Here is an 18,828-nt window from a genome sequence, read left to right as displayed (position 1 = left end):
ATCAAGGCTTGGGCTTGCGCGGCGGCCGGCTCGACTTTGGCGGCGACGTGGGCTTCGAATGGGGCTTCGAGCCTGGCCGGGCATTCGGCTTCGAATTGCGGTTCGGGTTCTTCTTGCCGGGGACCCGATCGGAAGAACGCTCCGATGTTGGGCGCTCCGGCCGACGCTCGGAGCTGCGGTTCGGCCCCTTGCCAGGCCTATTCGCATCGGCACGACCGGGCGACGGGCTCGTCGGCGATCTCGCTTGCTTGCCTGCATCGCGCTGCTTCTGCGAGCGCTCGTCGCGACGCTCCGCCGCACGCTCGCGATGGGCCCGCTTCGAATCGCCGCGCTCGGCGCGAGGCTTGTCGAAACTCCTGCGACCTTCGTCCTCGCGTTCGTCTCGAGCCGGCGCATCTGGCGTTTCCGCATGCGGAAAACGCTCGCGCAGACTGCGCTCGCGCTCGGATTCACTGCGAGGAGGACGCCCGGCAAGTTTGCGCAAACCGCCGCGCGCCGGCGCCACGAGTTCGCCTTCGGGTTTGCGCCGCTCGTCGTGGCGCTTGGCCGATGGCCGCTTGCCGGCCTTGGCCGGCCTCGGTTGCGCGATCGCGACCGCTTCGAGCAAGGCCTGCAGTTCTTCGGGCGTCGCCTCGCGGCAGGTTCCGCTCTTGATGCCGCGACCGAGCGCGATCGGCCCATACGAGACGCGCATGAGCCGGCTCACCTGCAGGCCCTGCGATTCGAACAGCCGGCGCACGACGCGATTGCGCCCCTGACGCACGGTGACGTTCCACCAGCTGTTGGCCGACGAGCCCTCGTTCTCACGGCGCCCGCCTTCTTCGTCGAGGTCGACGCTTTCGCCGGGCTGGATCGTTTCGAACTTGGCGAATCCGTCTTCGAGTTCGACGCCCTTGCGCAGGCGATCGAGCATGTCCGCATCGACGCTGCCGAGTACGCGTACCGCGTATTCGCGGCGCATTTCGAAGCTCGGATGCATGAGCCGGCGCGCGAGTTCGCCGTCGTTGGTCAGCAGCAGCAGGCCCGAGGTGTTGATGTCGAGCCGGCCGACCGCGATCCAGCGGCCCGTTTCGAGTTCGGGCAGCTTGCGGAACACGGTCTTGCGGCCATCCGGATCGTCGCGCGTCACGAGTTCGCCGACGCGCTTGCGATACAGCAGCACGCGCGTCGCTTCGGGCTTGCGGTGCAAGGGCACGAGCTTGGTGTCGACGCGCACGCTGTCGTTGTGATCGATCTTCTGGCCGATCTCGGCCGGACGACCGTTCACCGTCACGCGGCCTTCGGCGATCATCGTTTCGATGGCGCGGCGCGAGGCGATGCCGGCCGTGGCGAGCAGTTTCTGTATGCGATCTACCATGGCTCAGCCTTCCTCGTCCGGCTTGGATTCTTCGGTGTGCGAGCGGTCGTCATCGGTGTTTTCCGTATCCGCTGCGGGGCCGGATTCTTCGTCGGCATCGGCGCCGTCCTCATCGTCTTCATCGATGATCGCCTCGACGATTTCTTCCACTTCGTCTTCGGTGCTTTCGTCGCCGCCGGCTTCGATCGCTTCGGGCAGCGCTTCAGCGGAGTTCGCGGCGCTTGCCGTTTCGCTCGCCGATTCGTTCACGGCTTCGTCCGCCTCGGGTTCGGACTCGGGTTCGTCGCCCTTGGACGGCAGCTCGCCCGTGAGCTGCGCGAGCGCGGCGTCGAGCTGATCCATGTCGCGAATCTCGGGCAGCGACGGCAGCTGATCGAGCGTGCGCAGGTTGAAGTCGTCGAGAAACTGCGCGGTGGTGCCGAACAAGGCCGGACGCCCGGGCACTTCCTTGACGCCGAGCTCCTTGACCCAGCCGCGCTCCTGCAGCGTGCGCAGGATGTTCGACGACACCGAAACGCCACGCACCTCTTCGATCTCACCGCGCGTGATCGGCTGCCGGTAGACCACCAGCGCGAGTGTTTCAAGCAAGGCGCGCGAGAATTTCGGCGGCCTTTCCTGCCACAGTCGCGCGACCCACCCGGCATATTCCTCGCGCACCTGGATGCGCCAGCCGCTCGCGACTTCCTGCAATTGCGCGGCTCCACCCTGCAGGCGCGCGTCGAGCCTGGCGAGCGCGGCGCGCAGCTCGCTGCGGCCCACGCCGAGGTCTTCTCCGAGCAGGCGGTGCAAGGCATCGACCGACAGCGGACCGTCCGCGGCGAGCAGCAGCGCTTCGATGATGTGCTCGAGCCTATCGATCGCCTCCGTGTTGTCGGCGAGGTTCGGCACGATGTCCTGCATCGGCGCTTCGGCCGCGATTTCGGGCGCGACGCCGGCGATCGCAGCCTTGTCGGACTCCATCTCGGGCTTGGGCAACTCCTGCGGAGGCAGCGGCACCTCGGGCAGTTCGTCGTCCTGCTCTTCGTTGTCGGGCGTATCACTCATAGCTGGCGGTCTCGATGGCCGTGTCCGATATCGGGCGGCCGCTGTCGATCATGATTTCGGCGAACGGTCCTTCCTGCACGAGATCGATCGCGGCGAGCTTCACGAGTTCGAGGATCGCGAGCAGGCAGACGATCACACCGGCGCGGCCTTCGGACGGCTCGATGATCTCGTCGAAGCGCTTCGGTCCGCTGTGCACGAGATCGAGGATGTGCGTCATGCGCTCGCGCACGGACAGCGGCTCGCGCTTGACCTGATGCCGAGTGAACAGTTCGGCGCGCATCATCACCTCGCGGAACGCGAGCATGAGTTCGCGCAGGCTCGGCTGCGGCAGCACGACGTGGGTCGGAATCACCTCGGGCTTGGCGGTTGCGCGATAGAACTCGCGGCCCGCGCGCGGCAGCCGGTCGAGATTCTCGGCCGCGGTCTTGAAGCGCTCGTATTCCTGCAGTCGGCGCACGAGTTCCATGCGCGGATCGCCCTCTTCTTCTTCGGCCTCAACGGGCTTCGGCAGCAGGATGCGCGATTTGATTTCGGCGAGCAGCGCGGCCATCAGCAGGTATTCGGCCGCAAGCTCCAGCCGCAGCTCCTGCATCAGCGCGATGTACTGCAGATACTGCTGCGTGATCTTGAGAACCGGGATGTCGAGTATGTTGAGGTTCTGGCGGCGGATCAGGTACAGCAGCAAGTCGAGCGGGCCTTCGAAGGCTTCGAGAAACACCTGCAGCGCGTCTGGCGGGATGTAGAGATCTTCGGGCAGTTTCTCGAGCACCTGGCCGTTGATCTTCGGCAGGCGCGAAGCATCCGAAGTCTCTTCGACTTCGGCCACGATTTCGGCGTTGTCGGCCGGATCGCTCATCCCTTACCCGTTCACTCCGGAATGAAACCGAGCACGTCGTGCACGCGCGCGAGCGTCGCATCGGCCGCGGACGAGGCGCGCGCGGCGCCGTCGCGCAGCACGCGCTGCAAGCCGTCGATATCTTCACGAATGCCGCGATAGCGCGTCTGCACCGGCTCCAGGCAGGCGACGACCGCATCGGCGACGGCCTGCTTGAACTTGCCGTAGCCCTGGCCGTTGTAGCGGAGGGCGATGCTGTCGAAGCTTTCGCCGGAGGTGGCCGACAGGATCGACATCATGTTGCTCACGCCGGGTTTCTCGGCGATGTCGAAGCGGATCTCGTTGCCCGAATCCATCTCGGCCTTCTTGATCTTGCGCACGATGGTGTCGACCGGATCGAGCAGGTAGATCGCGTTGGTTTCGGCCTCGTCCGACTTGCTCATCTTCTTGGTCGGCTCCTTGAGACTCATGATGCGCGCGCCGACCGGCGGGATCATCGGCTCCGGAATGCGGAACACCTCGCCGTAGATGTTGTTGAAGCGCGTCGCCACGTCGCGCGTGAGTTCGAGATGCTGCTTCTGGTCGTCGCCGACCGGCACCGCGTGCGCCTGGTACAGCAGGATGTCGGCCGCCATCAGCACCGGATAATCGAACAGGCCGGCATTGATGTTGTCGACGTGCTTGGCGCTCTTGTCCTTGAACTGCGTCATGCGGTTGAGCTCGCCCATCTGCGTGTAGCAGTTGAGGATCCACGACAGTCGCGAATGCGCCGGCACGTGGCTCTGCACGAACAAGGTGTTCTTGGCCGGGTCGAGACCGCAGGCGATGTAGAGCGCGAGGAATTCGTAGCAGCGCTCGCGCAGCACCTTCGGATCCTGGCGCACCGTGATCGCGTGCAGGTCCACGAGCATGTAGTAGCAGGCGTAGGTTTCCGACAACGGAACCCAGTTCTTGATCGCGCCCAGATAATTGCCGAGCGTGAGCCGGCCCGAAGGCTGGATGCCGGAAAGAACGATGGGGCGTTGCGAATTCGATGACATTCGAAGAACCGTGATGTGTCGGTGATGAGGAGAGAAATCAGTACAGGGAAACGGGCTCGATGCCGAAGGCCTGGAACAGCAAACCCTGGCTGATCACGAGCGGCCAGAACAGCAGGCCTTTGAACAGCAGCAGCACGCCGAGCACGATGAAGAATGCGTAAGGCTCGACCTTGGCGAGCGCCATCGCCTGGCGCATCGGCAGCAGGCTGATCAGGATGCGTCCGCCGTCGAGCGGCGGCAGCGGCAGCAGGTTCAGCACGAACAGCGCGAGATTGATCACCACGCCGGCCACCGTCATGTAGCGCAGCCCGACCCAGGTCGGCTGATCGCTGCCGAAGACGAGTGTGGCCTTGATCAGCGCGGCCCACAGCACGGCCATCGCGAAGTTCGCCGCGAGGCCCGCGACGGCGACCTTGGCGAGATCGCGCTTGGGATGATGCAGACGCGAGAAATCGACCGGAATCGGCTTGGGCCAGCCCATCAGAAAACCACCGAGCGTGATCAGCAGGCCCGGCACCAGCAGCGTGCCGACCGGATCGACATGCCGCAGCGGACTCGGCGACAGCCGCCCGAGCGCGGTGCCCGTCATGTCGCCGCAGGCGCGCGCCGCATAGCCATGCGCGATCTCGCGAATGGTGATCGCCAGCAGCACCGGCAGCGCCCAGACCGCGAGTTTCTGGACCAGTGAAAGCTCATCGAACATGCGTTATTCCGAGAAGATTCCCTGAACGCGGCCCTTGCCCTGACGCAGCACGCGAGCCTCTCCTTCCGATAGATCGACCACCGTGGTCGGCTCCAGGCCGCAGTTGCCCGAATCGAGCACCACGTCGACCTCGCGCATGAGCCGCTCCTCGAACTCGCGTGGATCGTTCACGGGCAGCTCCTCGCCCGGAAACTGCAGCGTGCAGCTGATCAGCGGCTCTCCGAGCGTGGCGAGCAGGCCCTGGGTGACCGGATGCTCCGGAATGCGGATGCCGATGGTCTTGCGCTTTTCGTGCGCGACCCGGCGCGGAAGCTCCTTGGTCGCGGTCAGTACGAAGGTGTACGGCCCCGGCGTGAGCTGGCGCAGCAGGCGGAACTGCCAGTTGTCGACGCGCGCGTAGGTCGCGATCTCGGACAGGTCGCGGCACATCAGCGTGAACTGGTGGTTCTTGTCGAAACGGCGGATGCGCCGCAGCCGCTCGGCCGCGTCCTTGTCGTCGAGGTGGCAGCCGAGGGCGTAGCAGGAGTCGGTCGGATAGGCGATCACCGCGCCCTGGCGCAGGTGCACGGCGGCCTGCGCGAGCAGGCGGGATTGGGGATTTTGCGGGTGGACTTCGATCCAGTTCGACATTCGTCATTGTACCGTCTGAGCCTGCCTGGGGACTCGGCGCGCACAAACCGGCCCGCGGGACGGCCGCCCGGTATACTGGCGGCTTATGAAACCCCTGCTCGATCTCGCCCCCTTCCTGGTGTTCCTCGCGGTCACGCTGACGACCGACATCTACAAGGGAACGATGGCGCTGATGGCCTCGCTGCTCGTGCTGATCGCCTTCTACCGGATCAGGTTCGGCGAGTGGCACAGGATGCACCTCGTCGCGGCCGGCATCACGCTCGTGCTCGGCGGCATGACGATTTATTTCCACGACGCCAACTTCATCAAGCTCAAGCCGACGATCCTGTTCGCCGGCTTCGCGGTGGTGCTGCTCGGCAGCCAGTTCGTCGGCGAGAAAACCATCGTCGAGCGCGTGGCGAGCAATGCGATCTCGCTGCCGCCGGCGGTCTGGCGCAAGGTCAACGTCGCCTGGGTGATCTTCTACGCGGCCTGCGCGGTGCTGAACCTCTACGTCGCCCACATGTACAGCGACAAGGTCTGGGCGGTGTTCAAGTTCGGCGGGCTCACCGTGCTGCCGCTGCTGTTCGCGGCCGCGCACGCGCCGTTTCTGTCGCAATACCTCAACGATTCGACCCAGGACAAGGGAACGACTTAAACGTGCTTTACGCCATCATCGGCCAAGACGTCGAAAACAGCCTGCCGGCCCGCAAGGCCGCCCGCCCGGCGCACATCGAGCGCCTGCGCGAACTCCAGAAACAGGGCCGCCTCGTGCTCGCCGGCCCCTGCCCGGTCGCCGATGCGCCCGATCTGTCGGCCGGCGCCACCGGCAGCCTGCTGGTGCTCGAGTTCGACAGCCTCGCCGAGGCCACCGAATGGGCCGACGCCGATCCATACGTCGCGGCCGGCGTCTACGCGAGCGTGACGGTCAAGCCCTTCATCAAGGCCTTGCCGGAATGAGTTCGCCGCGCGTCGAGCGCATCCGGCTCGCGTTGCAGACCGCATTTTCTCCGCGGTTTCTCGAAGTCGAGGACCAGAGCCATCTGCACACCGGACATGCCGGCGCGGCGACCGGCCGCGGGCACTTTCATGTACGCATCGTCGCCGAGGCCTTCGAAGGCCTGACGCTGATACGCCGGCACCGTGCGGTCTACGCGGCGGTCGGCGATCTCATGCAAACCGACATCCACGCGCTGTCGATGGAAACGCGCACGCCGGCCGAAGCGGCATCGTCGGCCGGCTGAGGCTGGGCTTGGGACTGCTCAGCAAGCCGGCTCGCTGACCGCGAGGCCGATCTCCGACGCATTGAGCGTTCCGCTGCTGCCATTGCTGAGTTCGTAACGGGCGCTGCCGTCGGCCGCGAACGTGATCGTCGCCAGGCCACGGTCGGATTCGATGCGCAGGCGGCCGGCGGTGAACCCATCCGTGCTGATCGCGAGTGGCGTCGGCGTGCTGACCTCGGCGTAGGTCCAGTCGCAGACCGAGCTGTGATAGCGATACGGACCACTGAGGCTCAGCGTCTGGCTGCTGGTGTTCTCGGCGATCGCGAACGGGCCGCTGCCGTTGCCGAGGTCGAGATCGAGCAGGTAGTCGTCGTCCTCGGCATTGAGCCGGAAGCTCAGGATCGACCGCTGTTCCTGCTGGCTGGTCGTGGATTTGAACTCGAAGCGGCCGAGCGTGTAGAACTCGGTAAGTTCAGTGCGCGAACCGACCGGCTCGTAGCGGCGATACAGATGCGGGGTGTCGCCAGAACCGAGCAGGCTGTAATCGTAGGTTTCGTTGTTGGCGTTCGGCGTGCCGCTGCCGTTCTCGACGCGGCCGTCGTCGTAGCTCGAGCCGTTGCCGGTCTCGTCGTCGATGGTGCAGTCGTCGTAGTTGTAGATGCGAAAGCTCACAGCGCGCCGGCTGCCGTCGAAATAGCCGAAAGGCTCCTGGCCGCTGCCTTCCTCGAGCGTGTACGAGCCGCTGTCGCAGTTCTGGCGGGTCGCCGCCTTGAGCAGGCCCGGATTGCGCGCGGAATATCGCCCCCAGTGACCGCCCGGAACCCCGGCCGCCTTGAGCGTCGCGGAACCCGATTCGGCCAGCCCGTCGCCGTAACCGAACAGCTGGGCCACGTTGGTGACGATGCTGATCTCCCGCAGCACGTCGGATTTGCCCGACAGCGGCGCCGGTTCGCCCTCGTCACCGCCATCGTCGTAATCGCGGCCGTCGCTGCCGCCGCCACAGGCGCTCAGCAACAGCGCCGAAGCCGCCAGACCGATCGCCGCCCCGAAATTCCGCATGGCTTTCTCCTCCTTGAGTCGGCCGCCGGCCGGCGGCAGCCAAACAGTAGCATTGACGCCCGATTTTCGGCTGCGGCCGGGGTTTTCCCGGGCCGGCTCAGGGCGCCAGTGCCGGGGCGTCGGTCCTTGCTTCGCTCGGGCCGTCGGCCCGGCTCAGGTGATTGTCGCCATCGGCCGTGAAATAGGCGGCGCCGAAGCTCTCGGCCTCCGAGCTCTCGGCGATCGTCTGCGAATACCACCATTCGCCCTGCAAACGCTCGGGCGTGACGTCGAGCAGCAGATACCCCTTCCGCGCGAGGTCCACGTACTTCATGTGCGGATTCAGCAGCTGCAGCAGCGACTGCAGCGGAGCGAGCTGATCGAGCCCCGGCGAGGTCACCGAGGTGGCGACGAACTCGACCGCCAGCGAACCCGAACCGTTGAGCGGGTTGTAGACCAGCGGATTGTTCGGATCGCGTGACAGGTCCATCGCCCAGGAGGTGTGGATGTCGCCTGTCAGCACCGCCACGTTGCCGCCGCCGGCGCTCTCGATCAGGTCGAACACGCGGGCGCGCTCGGCGCGATAGCCGTCCCACTGATCGGGATTGATGATGAGCCCGCCGGTGCTGACGATCGGCAGCGAATTGACGAGGTCCTGCAGCTGCTCGATCGGCAGACCGGTCAGCACCGAAAGCTCGGGCAGGCCGACGATGCGCAGCTGGCCGAACATGACCTGCTGGCCGAGCAGCTTCCACCTGGCGCTCGTGGTCGCCAGCGCGTTCGACAGGAAACCGAACTGCTGCTCGCTGATCAGGCGTCGGTCGGCGTCGTTGATGCTCGCCGGATCGGCCAGGCCGGCCTGCTCATCGCGGCCGTCGAGGCGGGTGTCGAGCATGACGAACTCGGCGAGATCGCCATAGCGGAACTGGCGGTAGATGCGCTCGGGATTGGCCGCGTCAGGCAGTCGGATCGGCAGCCATTCCGCATACGCCTGCACGCCCCAGGCCTTGCGCTGAGTCCAGACGCCCTCGCTGCCCTCGGTGTGATTCTCGGCGCCGTCGCGCCAGGAATCGTTGGCGGTCTCGTGGTCGTCCCAGACGGTGATGAAGGGGTGCTGGCGATGCACCTCCTGCAGGTCAGGATCGAGCTTGTAGTGGGCATGGCGCGTGCGGTAGTCGTCGAGCGTGGTGATCTCGTGCGCCGGCTGGTATTCGCGCGCCTCGCCGTATTCGCCGCTGCCGTACTCGTAGATGTAGTCGCCCAGGTGCAGCACCACGTCGATGTCGGCGCGCCTGGCCAGTGCCTTGTACGCGCTGAAATAGCCGTGCGCGTAGCTCGAGCAGGACACCACGCCGACGCGCAGCCGGTCGAGCCCGCCCTCCGCGGCCGTGCGCGTGCGCCCGATCACCGACCGGGTCTGTCCGACCGAAAAGCGGTAGTAATACGTCGTCGCCGGCGCGAGCCCGTCCTGATCGACCTTGACCGTGTAGTCCTTCGAAGCGTCGGTCGAAAAACGGCCGGTCCGCACGATCCGCGTGAAGGCCGGATCACTCGCCACCTGCACCTCGCCTTCGATGGTGCCGCCGCTCGCCGGCGTCACCCGGGTCCACAGGATGACGCGGTCCTGCAAGGGGTCGCCCGAGGCCACGCCGTGCTTGAACTCGACGCTGCCGGGTTCGCTGCCCGGGTCCGGATCGCGTCCACCGCCGCCGGCGCTGCAACTGGCCAGCAGCGGAGCGGCGGCGACCGCGGTCGATGCGAAACCTGCGCGCCGCAAAAAGTCACGGCGCGACCAGCCGCGCTTGCGCGGCCGCTGACGGCGGGCCTTGCCCATTCGGAGTCCCCAAGATCGAAGCGCCGGCGAGCGCGGCGCGAATCGCACAACGCTAAGGCTCGGGAGTTACAGCGGGGTTACGGACGAGGGCGCGGCCGCTGGTAAATGTGGCTTAGATCGGCCGCCCTTGTTCGGGCTCAGCTGGTTTGGCGGCGCAAGTTCTTTTCCTGAAGCACGATCGCCGCGATCTCTTCGATCGACATGTTCGCCGAGTTGATGAACGGCACGTTCTGCTTGCGGTACAGGCTCTCGGCCTGGCGCAGTTCGTAGGCGCACTGCGGCAGCGAGGCGTACTTGGAACCCGGGCGACGCTCGGTGCGGACCTGGTGCAGGCGATCCGGATCGGAGGTCAGGCCGAAGCACTTCGGCGCCAGCCCCTTGAGCGAGGCCGGCAGCTTCTGCGCCTCGAGGTCTTCTTCGGTCAGCGGAAAATTGGTCGCGAAGATGCCGTACTGCAGGGCCAGGTACAACGTGGTCGGCGTCTTGCCGCAGCGTGACGGCGCGATCAGGATCACGTCGGCCTTGGACAGGTCGCGCGTGCTCTGGCCGTCGTCGTGCTCCATCGCGTAGTTCATGGCGTCGATGCGGGCGTTGTAGCGCCGGGCGTCCGACAGTCCATGCGCACGGCCGGTGGCGTGGATCGACTTCAGACCCAATTCAGCCTCGATTGCTGGAATGTAGGCGTCGAAGAAATCCATGAACAATCCCTGGCATTGCCGCAGAATGTTGCGGATTTCATCGTTGACCGTGGTCGACAGAACGATCGGGCGGCTACCCTGAACAGCCAGGTGATTGATATAGTCGACCGTATTGCGTGCCTTGTCGGGGGTATTGATGAATGGCAGGGTCGTTTTCTTGAATTCGACGAATTCGAACTGGGTCAGCAGGGTGGCTCCCAGGGTTTCGGCGGTGATGCCGGTACCATCCGAAAGAAAGAAAACGTATCGCTGATCAGCCATGTCTAGGGGTATCGCCCGAGTCGTTCGTCGTGTTGCATTGATAACAGAGTCAAGTACATCTCACCACCCACGATCCAGAGCACCGTCATTCGGCCGCGCATGGGAATTGCGTTGGCCTCTTTGCCGTAACTGCGTCACTGCATCAGTTCGATCGACCCTTCGATCTATTTTCCGAACCACGAATCACAGCCGCCGGAGTGCAATCAAACATGGGAAGCGACCACAACCTGGGTGCCATGAGCCATAACGTTCTGTGGTACTCGCAGCTCGGCATGAAGGACGTCGAGATTGTCGGTGGCAAGAACGCTTCGCTCGGCGAAATGATCGGCAACCTCGCCGCCTCCGGCGTCAAGGTGCCCAACGGCTTCGCCACCACGGCCGCCGCCTACCGCGAATTCCTCGCCTTCGAGGGCTTGGCCGATCGCATCAACAGTATGCTCGACGCGCTCGACGTCGACGACGTGCACGCCCTGGCCAAGACCGGCAAGGAAATCCGCGAAGCCGTCATCAAGGCGCCCTTCCCGGCCGAGCTCGAAAAGGAGATCCGCGCCGCCTACGACGTGCTGCTGGCCGAGAGCACTTCGGAAATCTCGGTCGCCGTGCGCTCGTCGGCCACCGCCGAGGATCTTCCCGACGCTTCGTTCGCCGGCCAGCAGGAAACCTTCCTGAACGTGCAGGGCATCGACAATGTGCTCAAGGCGATCAAGGAAGTGTTCGCCTCGCTGTTCAACGACCGCGCGATCAGCTATCGCGTGCACCAGAATTTCGCGCACAGCCAGGTCGCACTGAGCGCCGGCGTGCAGCGCATGGTGCGCTCCGACCGTGGCGCCTCGGGCGTCATGTTCACGATGGACACCGAATCGGGTTTCCGTGACGCCGTGTTCATCACCGCCAGCTGGGGCCTCGGCGAAGCCGTGGTCCAGGGCGCCGTGAACCCGGACGAGTTCTACGCCTACAAGCCCGCGCTGCGCGCCGGCAAGCCGTCCGTGCTCAAGCGCGGCCTCGGCGAGAAGGCCAAGAAGATGGTCTACGCCAAGGAGCGCGTGCTCGGCCGCACGGTCGAGTTCGTGCCGGTGTCGACCGAAGAACGCCAAAAGTTCTGCATCACCGATACCGATGTCGAAGAGCTCGCCAAGCAGGCGCTGATCATCGAGAACCACTACGGCCGTCCGATGGACATCGAGTGGGGCAAGGACGGCGTCGACGGCGGCCTCTACATTCTGCAGGCGCGCCCGGAAACGGTGCAGAGCCGCGCTTCGGCCAGCACGCTGCGCCGCTACAAGCTCAAGGGCAAGAGCACGGTGCTGTCCGAAGGCCGCGCGATCGGCCAGAAGATCGGCGCCGGCCCGGTCCGCCTGCTCAAGTCGATCGACGAGATGGCCCGCGTGCAGGTCGGCGACGTGCTCGTCACCGACATGACCGACCCCGATTGGGAGCCCGTGATGAAGCGCGCGAGCGCCATCGTCACCAATCGCGGCGGCCGCACCTGCCATGCCGCGATCATCGCGCGTGAGCTCGGCATCCCGGCCGTAGTCGGCTGCGGCGACGCCACCGCCGTGCTCAAGGATGGCCAGCTCGTGACCGTTTCGTGCGCCGAGGGCGACACCGGCCACATCTACGACGGCAACATCGACTTCCAGGTCGACGAAATCGCCCTCGACAAGATGCCGGAGATTCCGGTCAAGATCATGATGAACGTCGGCACGCCCGAGCAGGCCTTCGACTTCGCCGCGCTGCCGCACAAGGGCGTCGGCCTGGCCCGCACCGAGTTCATCGTCAACCGCCAGATCGGCATCCATCCGCAGGCGCTGCTCGAGCTCGACCAGCAGCCGGCCGACGTCAAGCGCACGATCGATTCGATGATCGCCGCCTACGCCTCGCCGAAGGATTACTTCGTCAAGCGTCTGGCCGAAGGCGTCGCGACGATCGCCGCCGCGTTCGCGCCGGAACCCGTGATCGTGCGCATGTCGGACTTCAAGTCCAACGAGTACGCCAACCTCGTCGGCGGCAAGCGCTACGAGCCGCACGAAGAGAACCCGATGATCGGCTTCCGCGGCGCCTCGCGTTACATCAGCGAGAGCTTCCGCCCGTGCTTCGACATGGAATGCGAAGCGCTCAAGTTCGTGCGCGACGAAATGGGGCTCACCAACCTCAAGATCATGATTCCGTTCGTGCGCACGATCAGCGAAGCCAAGCGCGTGATCGAGATCCTCGCCGAGAACGGCCTCAAGCGCGGCGAGAACGGCCTGCAGGTCATCATGATGTGCGAGCTGCCGAGCAACGCGGTGCTCGCGGATCAGTTCCTCGAATACTTCGACGGCTTCTCGATCGGCTCCAACGACATGACCCAGCTCACGCTCGGTCTCGATCGCGACTCCGGCCTCATCGCGCATCTGTTCGACGAGCGCAACGACGCGGTCAAGGCGATGCTGTCGATGGCGATCTCGGCGTGCAAGAAGCACGGCAAGTACGTCGGCATCTGCGGCCAGGGCCCGTCGGATCATCCGGACCTCGCCCAGTGGCTGCTCGATCAGGGTATCGAATCGATGTCGCTGAACCCCGACACGGTCGTCGAGACCTGGCTGTTCCTGGCCGGCCAGAACATCAGCTAGGGACCGATGCCGATGCGCTTCGGCGCGTTGGTGGCGACGGCGCTGCTCGCATTCTGCGGCAGCGCCGTTTTCGTTGATGCAGCGCGCGCGGAAGGAAAACCGGGCCGCTTCGACTACTGGGTGCTCGCCTTGTCGTGGTCTCCGCAGCATTGCGCGACGACTCCGAGAGCCGATGCCACGCAGTGCGGCGCGCGGCGCTCCTACGGTTTCATCGTGCACGGCCTGTGGCCGCAGTACGAACGCGGTTTTCCGAGCAGCTGCGGCAAGGCGGCCTACGTGCCCGAAGCGCTGATCGACGGCCTGCTGCCGATCATGCCGAGCAAGCCGCTGATCCTGCACGAGTGGCGCAAGCATGGAACCTGCAGCGGCCTCGATGCGCCGCATTATTTCGGCACGCTGCGGCAGGCCTTCGAAAAGCTGTCGATTCCTTCTGCGTATCGCGATCTGGCGCAGCCGCTGCTGCAGTCACCGCGGCAGATCGAATCCGCATGGATGCGCAGCAATCCAGGCCTGCAGGCCGACGGCATCGCCCTGCAATGCAGCGGCCGCTATTTTTCCGAGCTGCGCATCTGCTACGACCGCCAGCTCGTTCCACGCCACTGCGGACCCGATCTCGACGATCGTTGCGGCGCGCAGGCCTTGTTCAGACCGCTGCGCTGAACTCCGATCAGTGCACCGCCGCGAGTCGCGGCACGCTCGGCGAGGTTGGCATGATGGGCTCGCGCGGCAGGCGCACGTGGAACTCGGTGCCCTCGCCGATTCCGGACGAATCGGCCCAGATTTCGCCGCCGTGATGGCGCACGATCTTGCGACAGATCGCCAGGCCAATGCCGGTGCCTTCGTAGTCGTCGGCGGAATGCAGGCGACGGAACACCGCGAAGATCGTTTCGAGCTGGTCTTTCGGCACACCGATGCCGTTGTCCTTGACCAGCAGGTGCCACTGCGAACCTTCCGGCCAGGCGCTCACATGCACCTCGGGGACGACGCCAGGCTTGTGGAACTTGGTCGCGTTGTCGATGAGGTTCTGGAACAGCTGGGCGAGTAGGCCGTGATCGGCCTTGATGCTCGGCAAGCCTTCATCGACTTTCACGACCGCCTCGCGGCTGCGAATCACCGGTTCGAGCGAAGCCAGGGCGCGATCGATCGGCGCCTTCAGCGGGCCGACCGTGAACGTGGCATCGCCGCGACCGACGCGCGAAAGCGCGAGCAGATCGTTGATGAGCGTCTGCATCTGGCGCACGCCCTTCTCGATGAATTCGAGAAACTCGACGCCGTCGCCTTCGAGCTTGTCCTTGTAACGGCGCATGAGCAGCTGCGAAAAGCCCGAGACGTTGCGCAGCGGAGCTTGCAGATCGTGCGAGGTGATGTAGGCGAACTGTTCGAGCTCCTGAACCGCGCGCTTGAGTTCGGCCAATGACCGGTGCAGGTCGTTCTCGGCGCCCTCGCGCAGCTTGATCTCTTCGCGCAGGCGCTGGTTTGCGGCCTCGAGATCCTCGGGCGAACGCATCGACAGCAGCTTGGGCACGAGCGGCAGGATCGCGATCGCGGTCGCCAGCGACACCAGCGCCGTCAGCGCGCGTTCCCAGCCCTGCAGCCAGTACACCGGCTTCCAGATCACCAGGATGTCGAGCAGGTGTCCGGTACCGCACAGGATGATGAACGCCGCGAACAGCACGATCGCCCAGTTGAACGAGAGGCTGGCGCGCGAGCGCCGCGCCAGATACAGCAGGGAAATCGGGATCATGAAGTACGCAAGCGCGATGATCAGATCGGAGATCACGTGCAGGGCAATCAGGTCGGGCTGCCGCAGGTAGCAGATACCGTGCGGCAGAAACGCGCCAGTGTCGAGCAGGGCTCGCATGCAGATGTCCTTCTAGCGTCTAGTGTTCGGGTACGACTCTTTACTGAGTGGCGGCGGAGCACTGAGCAATGCACTCCTGCGCAGCGAGCCTTCCTTAAAAGCCGGCTGGCTTCATTGCGAGCCTCGTCGGCAGATCGCCTGCACTTTCGAAACCGCAAAAGAGCTGTCCCTGCATCAACACGCAACCCATCATCTGCAGCATGACACGATCGTCGACACTTTCGACACCCGTGGCGATCACCGGCACTCCCAGCGCGCTGGCCGCGCCGAGCACCGCGGTGGTGAATCGGCGCATCGAGCCTTGCAAGCCTTCTTCGTTGAGCGCCCGCAGCACATGGCGGCCAAGCTTGAGCCCGTCGAATTGCACCGCGGTCAGCCATTTGAGCGATTGCCCGTCCGGCCCGAACTGATCGAGCACCACGCCGAAGCCCTGGTCACGCGCCCGCCGCAGATGCGTGATGATGCGATGGCTGGCCTCGCCTTCGAGCACCGGCATCGGCACCTCGAGGCGCACTTCGCCGGGCTTCACACCGGCGGCCTCGGCAACCGCGAGCAGCGAAGGCACGAGCCGCTCGTCGGCGAGCTCGACGGCGGAGAGATTGATCGCGATCTGATCGGCGGTGATGCCTTGCGTTCGCCAGGCACGCCATTGATAGAAGGCCTTCACCGCGACATGCAGGCCGATCTCGCCGAGATAGCCGCTGCTTTCGGCGCTGCGCAGGAACTCGTCGGGACGCTGCACGCCATCACCGCGATTCCAGCGCAGCAAGGCTTCGACGCCGACGAATCGCTGCTCGACCGCGTTGACCCATGGATGGAACAGCAACAGGAACTGATCGTTTTCGAGCGCATCGCTGAGCTCGATCTTGATGTCGGCCGCGCGCGCCGGACTGTCGACGTCCTGCGCATCGTAAATGGCCACCCCGCCGCCGCCGCGCTTGGCCTGGTACATCGCGCGATCGCCGCGCTCGAGCAACTCGTCGAGCGTATCGCCATGCTGCGGGTGGAACACCACGCCGACGCTGGCATCGAGCTCGATGACGTGATCGACGATCTGGCGGATCGCCATCACGCGCTCGCGCAGGCGGTGCGCGATGACGCCGGCCTCGCCATGGTCCTCGACCGGCCACAGCAGCACGAGGAATTCATCGCCGCCGACGCGCGCCACCGTGTCGGTGGCGCGCACCGATTCGTTGAGCACTTCGGCCACGCGAATCAGCAGCTGATCGCCGATCTGGTGGCCGTGCTGGTCGTTGACGCGCTTGAAGCCGTCGAGATCGAGATAGCAGATCGCGAATGCGCGGCCGGCGCGCTGGGACTGCGCGAGCAGCTGGCGCACGCGGTCGTAGAACAGCTCGCGATTCGCCAGGCCCGTGAGGCTGTCGTGGCTGGCCCGATGGAATTCGCGATGGCGCTGATCCTCGAGCTCGTGCACATGCTTGTTGCGCTCGATCGCGTGGCGCAGCAGGCGAACCATCTTGGCGCCATCGAGATGGCCCTTGATCAGGTATTCCTGGGCGCCGAGCCGGATCGCTTCGGCGGCCAGATGCTCGTCGTCGTTGCCGGTCAGCACGATGATCGCGGCCTTGCGGTCGATGGCGCGCAGCACCTCGACGTTGCCGACGCCGCGGCCATCCGGCAGGCCCAGGTCGACGAGCACGCAGGTGAAGCTGTAACGGCTCATTTCGGCGACGGCCTCGGCCAGCGTGCGCACCGTCCGGATGACGATGTTCTCGACGCCGCTGACTTCCTTGAAGCTTTCCGCGAGCAGCCGCGCGTCGGCCGGGTTGTCCTCGACCAGCAACACGCCCAACGGAGACAAGCGGCCGCTGGCGCTCACCCCGCGCTCCGCTGCGGCAGCTGCACCGCTCCGAGCCAGAAGTCGCGAATCATCGTCGCCAGACGCGAGAATTCGAGCAGATCGACCGGCTTGGTCAGGAACGCGTTCGCGTGCGCCTCGTAGCAGGCGGTGATGTCGCTTTCGGCGCGCGAGGTGGTCAGCACGATCACCGGGATGCGGCGCAAACCCGGCGTCTGCTTGATCTGCGCAAGCACCTCGTGGCCCGACAGCCGCGGCAGATTCAGGTCGAGCAGGATCAGGTCGGGACGCGGCAGGCTCGCGTACTCGCCTTCGCGGCGCACCATGCGCATGGCCTGGTCGCCGTCCCGCGCCACGAGCATGCCGTCGGAGACACCCGCCTCCTCGAGCACTTCGCAGGCCAGCCTCACGTCAGCCGGGTTGTCCTCCACCAGCAGGATCACCGGCTTGCCCACTTGAGAGAGACCCGTCATGTGTTTTCAACCTCATCTGCGGGCTGAGCTCGGAGAATTGACCGAGCGTCGGCACGAATCGTATTTCAAGCGTCTGACGGTAGGATCACCATCGGCCGGCCCGGTCCTGCCGTCAGTCCGCTTCCCCATTCCAGCAAGTCAGCAGGGCGGAAGCGTCAAATCCTCGACGACGGCCCCCGGGTGTTGCAACAGGCGTTCCCGGAACCAGCGAAACGCCCGCGCCGCCTGCTCGGGCTGGCCCTTGATGCCGAATTCGATGTGCCTCGTACGCTCGCCGTCGCCGCGGCTCGGCAGGCTCGACAGGCTCACGCCGGGGAATTCGGCGAGCACCTGCTCCATCAAATACAGCAGGTCGCCTTCGCCCGAAGTGCCGAGCGCCCTGAGCGTGTACTCGACGCGCGGCTGCTCGCGATGCAGGTGCTTGAGGTGGGTATCGAGCACCTGCTCGAGCATCGGCCAGGCCATCTCGGGGAAGCCCGGCACGCAATAGATGCCGGCGATGTGAAAACCCGCTACCCGATTGATCGGATTGGGAATCAGCCCGGCTCCCTGGGGGAATTCGGCCATGATCACGCGGTTCGGGAACGCGCGCTCACCGTACTCGTTGACGATCAGCGCCACCGCTTCCTCGTGCGGAACCACGGGCAGGTTCAGCGCCCGCGCGACCGCCTGCCGAGTGCGATCGTCGGGCGTCGCGCCGATGCCGCCGCAGGACAGCACCACATCGCCGCGTCCGAGCAGCTGGCTCACGGTTTCGGCGATCCGGGCCTCGTCGTCGCCAACGATGCGCACCTCGTCGAGCTCCATGCCGCGAGCCGCGAGCAGCTCGCGGACCTTCGAAAAATGACGGTCCTGGCGCTTGCCCGACAAAATTTCGTCGCCAACGATCATCAGGGTGACGGCCATCGAGCTGCTCCATGTGCCGGACTTCCGGCGTGTCGTAAACGACGATGCCCGCGACTGGCGCGGGCATCGTAGGCTGGATCGGCGACTTTCAGCGTCTAAGCTCAGGCGGCCTTGGCGGTCGCGGCCTCCCGCAGCATCTTCTGCAGCTCGCCGGACTGATGCAGGTCGAGCGTGATGTCGCAGCCGCCGACGAGCTCGCCTTTCACGTACAGCTGGGGGAAGGTCGGCCAGTTGGCGAATTTAGGGAGGGCGCGGTAGATCTCCTCGTCCTCATAGATGTTCACGAAGGCGTATTCGACGCCACAGGAGTTGAGCGCCTGCGTGGCGCGGGCCGAGAATCCGCACTGCGGAAAATCCGGCGTGCCCTTCATGTAGATGATGATGGGGTTGTCGCTTACTTGCTTCTTGATGCGTTCCAGAGCATCCATGACACCCTCCAGTGAGTGCGTAGGGGAGGAATTGCGGCCGCGGATTATAAGCGGCCTGGGCGAACCCCGCTGAAAACTCGCCGGAAC

General features: G+C 65.3%; 19 protein-coding genes. 5 read left to right on the top strand and 14 right to left on the bottom strand.

Translation table 11 applies throughout. The annotated features are described in order from the left end of the window. Position 1: 1 nt before the first annotated feature. From AC3WUM_RS13860 to AC3WUM_RS13835, 6 genes are read right to left on the bottom strand one after another with little or no spacing between them, the layout of a single operon-like run. Entirely contained in the window at positions 2-1,357 is a 1,356-nt protein-coding gene (locus tag AC3WUM_RS13860) for a pseudouridine synthase (RefSeq protein WP_492410917.1), read from the bottom strand. A 3-nt stretch (positions 1,358-1,360) separates the two neighbouring features. After that, positions 1,361-2,401, bottom strand: a complete 1,041-nt coding sequence (scpB, locus tag AC3WUM_RS13855; protein WP_492410916.1) for an SMC-Scp complex subunit ScpB — start codon at positions 2,399-2,401, stop codon at positions 1,361-1,363. Next, a complete protein-coding gene (locus AC3WUM_RS13850; RefSeq protein WP_492410914.1) occupies positions 2,394-3,257 on the bottom strand; it encodes a segregation and condensation protein A in 864 nt (287 codons plus the stop codon). The genes scpB and AC3WUM_RS13850 overlap by 8 nt, the downstream gene beginning before the upstream one ends. An 11-nt stretch (positions 3,258-3,268) precedes the next feature. Further along, positions 3,269-4,276 (bottom strand): tryptophan--tRNA ligase, encoded by a 1,008-nt coding sequence (gene trpS, locus AC3WUM_RS13845; protein ID WP_492410913.1) that lies wholly within the window; start codon positions 4,274-4,276, stop codon positions 3,269-3,271. 37 nt (positions 4,277-4,313) lie between these two features. Next, positions 4,314-4,979 (bottom strand): site-2 protease family protein, encoded by a 666-nt coding sequence (locus tag AC3WUM_RS13840; RefSeq protein WP_492410912.1) that lies wholly within the window; start codon positions 4,977-4,979, stop codon positions 4,314-4,316. Positions 4,980-4,982: 3 nt separating this feature from the next. Beyond that, complete coding sequence (locus tag AC3WUM_RS13835) at positions 4,983-5,609, bottom strand: L-threonylcarbamoyladenylate synthase (protein WP_492410911.1); 627 nt, start codon at positions 5,607-5,609, stop codon at positions 4,983-4,985. An 85-nt stretch (positions 5,610-5,694) separates the two neighbouring features. Here AC3WUM_RS13835 and AC3WUM_RS13830 point away from each other — a divergent pair, with 85 nt between their 5' ends. The 3 genes from AC3WUM_RS13830 to AC3WUM_RS13820 are packed head-to-tail and all read left to right on the top strand — an operon-like array spanning position 5,695 to position 6,832. Continuing rightward, complete coding sequence (locus AC3WUM_RS13830) at positions 5,695-6,246, top strand: inner membrane-spanning protein YciB (RefSeq protein WP_492410908.1); 552 nt, start codon at positions 5,695-5,697, stop codon at positions 6,244-6,246. 2 nt (positions 6,247-6,248) lie between these two features. Continuing rightward, positions 6,249-6,548 carry a YciI family protein gene (locus AC3WUM_RS13825; RefSeq protein WP_492410907.1) on the top strand — a complete coding sequence of 100 codons (300 nt, stop codon included), beginning with the start codon at positions 6,249-6,251 and terminating at the stop codon, positions 6,546-6,548. Continuing rightward, positions 6,545-6,832 (top strand): BolA family protein, encoded by a 288-nt coding sequence (locus tag AC3WUM_RS13820; RefSeq protein ID WP_492410906.1) that lies wholly within the window; start codon positions 6,545-6,547, stop codon positions 6,830-6,832. The genes AC3WUM_RS13825 and AC3WUM_RS13820 overlap by 4 nt, the downstream gene beginning before the upstream one ends. An 18-nt stretch (positions 6,833-6,850) precedes the next feature. Here the strand turns inward: AC3WUM_RS13820 and AC3WUM_RS13815 are convergent, their stop codons facing one another. The 3 genes from AC3WUM_RS13815 to ppsR all read right to left on the bottom strand — a co-directional run bounded on the left by AC3WUM_RS13815 (position 6,851) and on the right by ppsR (position 10,642). Further along, positions 6,851-7,870 (bottom strand): hypothetical protein, encoded by a 1,020-nt coding sequence (locus AC3WUM_RS13815; RefSeq protein ID WP_492410905.1) that lies wholly within the window; start codon positions 7,868-7,870, stop codon positions 6,851-6,853. A 97-nt stretch (positions 7,871-7,967) separates the two neighbouring features. Then, a complete protein-coding gene (locus AC3WUM_RS13810; RefSeq protein ID WP_492410904.1) occupies positions 7,968-9,683 on the bottom strand; it encodes an alkaline phosphatase D family protein in 1,716 nt (571 codons plus the stop codon). A gap of 137 nt (positions 9,684-9,820) precedes the next feature. Beyond that, on the bottom strand, positions 9,821-10,642 hold the full coding sequence (gene ppsR, locus AC3WUM_RS13805; protein WP_492410903.1) for a posphoenolpyruvate synthetase regulatory kinase/phosphorylase PpsR: 822 nt from the start codon (positions 10,640-10,642) through the stop codon (positions 9,821-9,823). A gap of 236 nt (positions 10,643-10,878) precedes the next feature. Between ppsR and ppsA the strand changes: the two genes are divergently transcribed. Both ppsA and AC3WUM_RS13795 read left to right on the top strand, forming a co-directional pair. Further along, positions 10,879-13,254, top strand: coding sequence for a phosphoenolpyruvate synthase (gene ppsA / locus AC3WUM_RS13800; RefSeq protein WP_492410902.1), 2,376 nt, complete (start codon positions 10,879-10,881; stop codon positions 13,252-13,254). A 6-nt stretch (positions 13,255-13,260) separates the two neighbouring features. Continuing rightward, positions 13,261-13,914 (top strand): ribonuclease T2 family protein, encoded by a 654-nt coding sequence (locus tag AC3WUM_RS13795; protein WP_492410901.1) that lies wholly within the window; start codon positions 13,261-13,263, stop codon positions 13,912-13,914. Between the two features lie 7 nt (positions 13,915-13,921). Here the strand turns inward: AC3WUM_RS13795 and AC3WUM_RS13790 are convergent, their stop codons facing one another. The 5 genes from AC3WUM_RS13790 to grxD all read right to left on the bottom strand — a co-directional run bounded on the left by AC3WUM_RS13790 (position 13,922) and on the right by grxD (position 18,741). Beyond that, entirely contained in the window at positions 13,922-15,115 is a 1,194-nt protein-coding gene (locus AC3WUM_RS13790) for a sensor histidine kinase (RefSeq protein WP_492410900.1), read from the bottom strand. Between the two features lie 94 nt (positions 15,116-15,209). Further along, on the bottom strand, positions 15,210-16,955 hold the full coding sequence (locus tag AC3WUM_RS13785; RefSeq protein ID WP_492410899.1) for a putative bifunctional diguanylate cyclase/phosphodiesterase: 1,746 nt from the start codon (positions 16,953-16,955) through the stop codon (positions 15,210-15,212). Further along, positions 16,952-17,407, bottom strand: a complete 456-nt coding sequence (locus AC3WUM_RS13780) for a response regulator (protein WP_492410898.1) — start codon at positions 17,405-17,407, stop codon at positions 16,952-16,954. Before AC3WUM_RS13780 ends, AC3WUM_RS13785 begins: the two co-directional genes overlap by 4 nt. 138 nt (positions 17,408-17,545) lie before the next feature. Then, complete coding sequence (locus AC3WUM_RS13775) at positions 17,546-18,313, bottom strand: competence/damage-inducible protein A (protein ID WP_492410897.1); 768 nt, start codon at positions 18,311-18,313, stop codon at positions 17,546-17,548. 101 nt (positions 18,314-18,414) lie between these two features. Continuing rightward, complete coding sequence (grxD, locus tag AC3WUM_RS13770) at positions 18,415-18,741, bottom strand: Grx4 family monothiol glutaredoxin (RefSeq protein ID WP_492410896.1); 327 nt, start codon at positions 18,739-18,741, stop codon at positions 18,415-18,417. Between the last annotated feature and the right edge of the window lie 87 nt (positions 18,742-18,828).

The organism is Hydrocarboniphaga sp. FW305-C-57 (assembly GCF_058783045.1).
The sequence above is the reverse complement of the archived record's forward strand: the minus strand, read 5'-3'. Positions and strand labels throughout refer to the sequence as shown.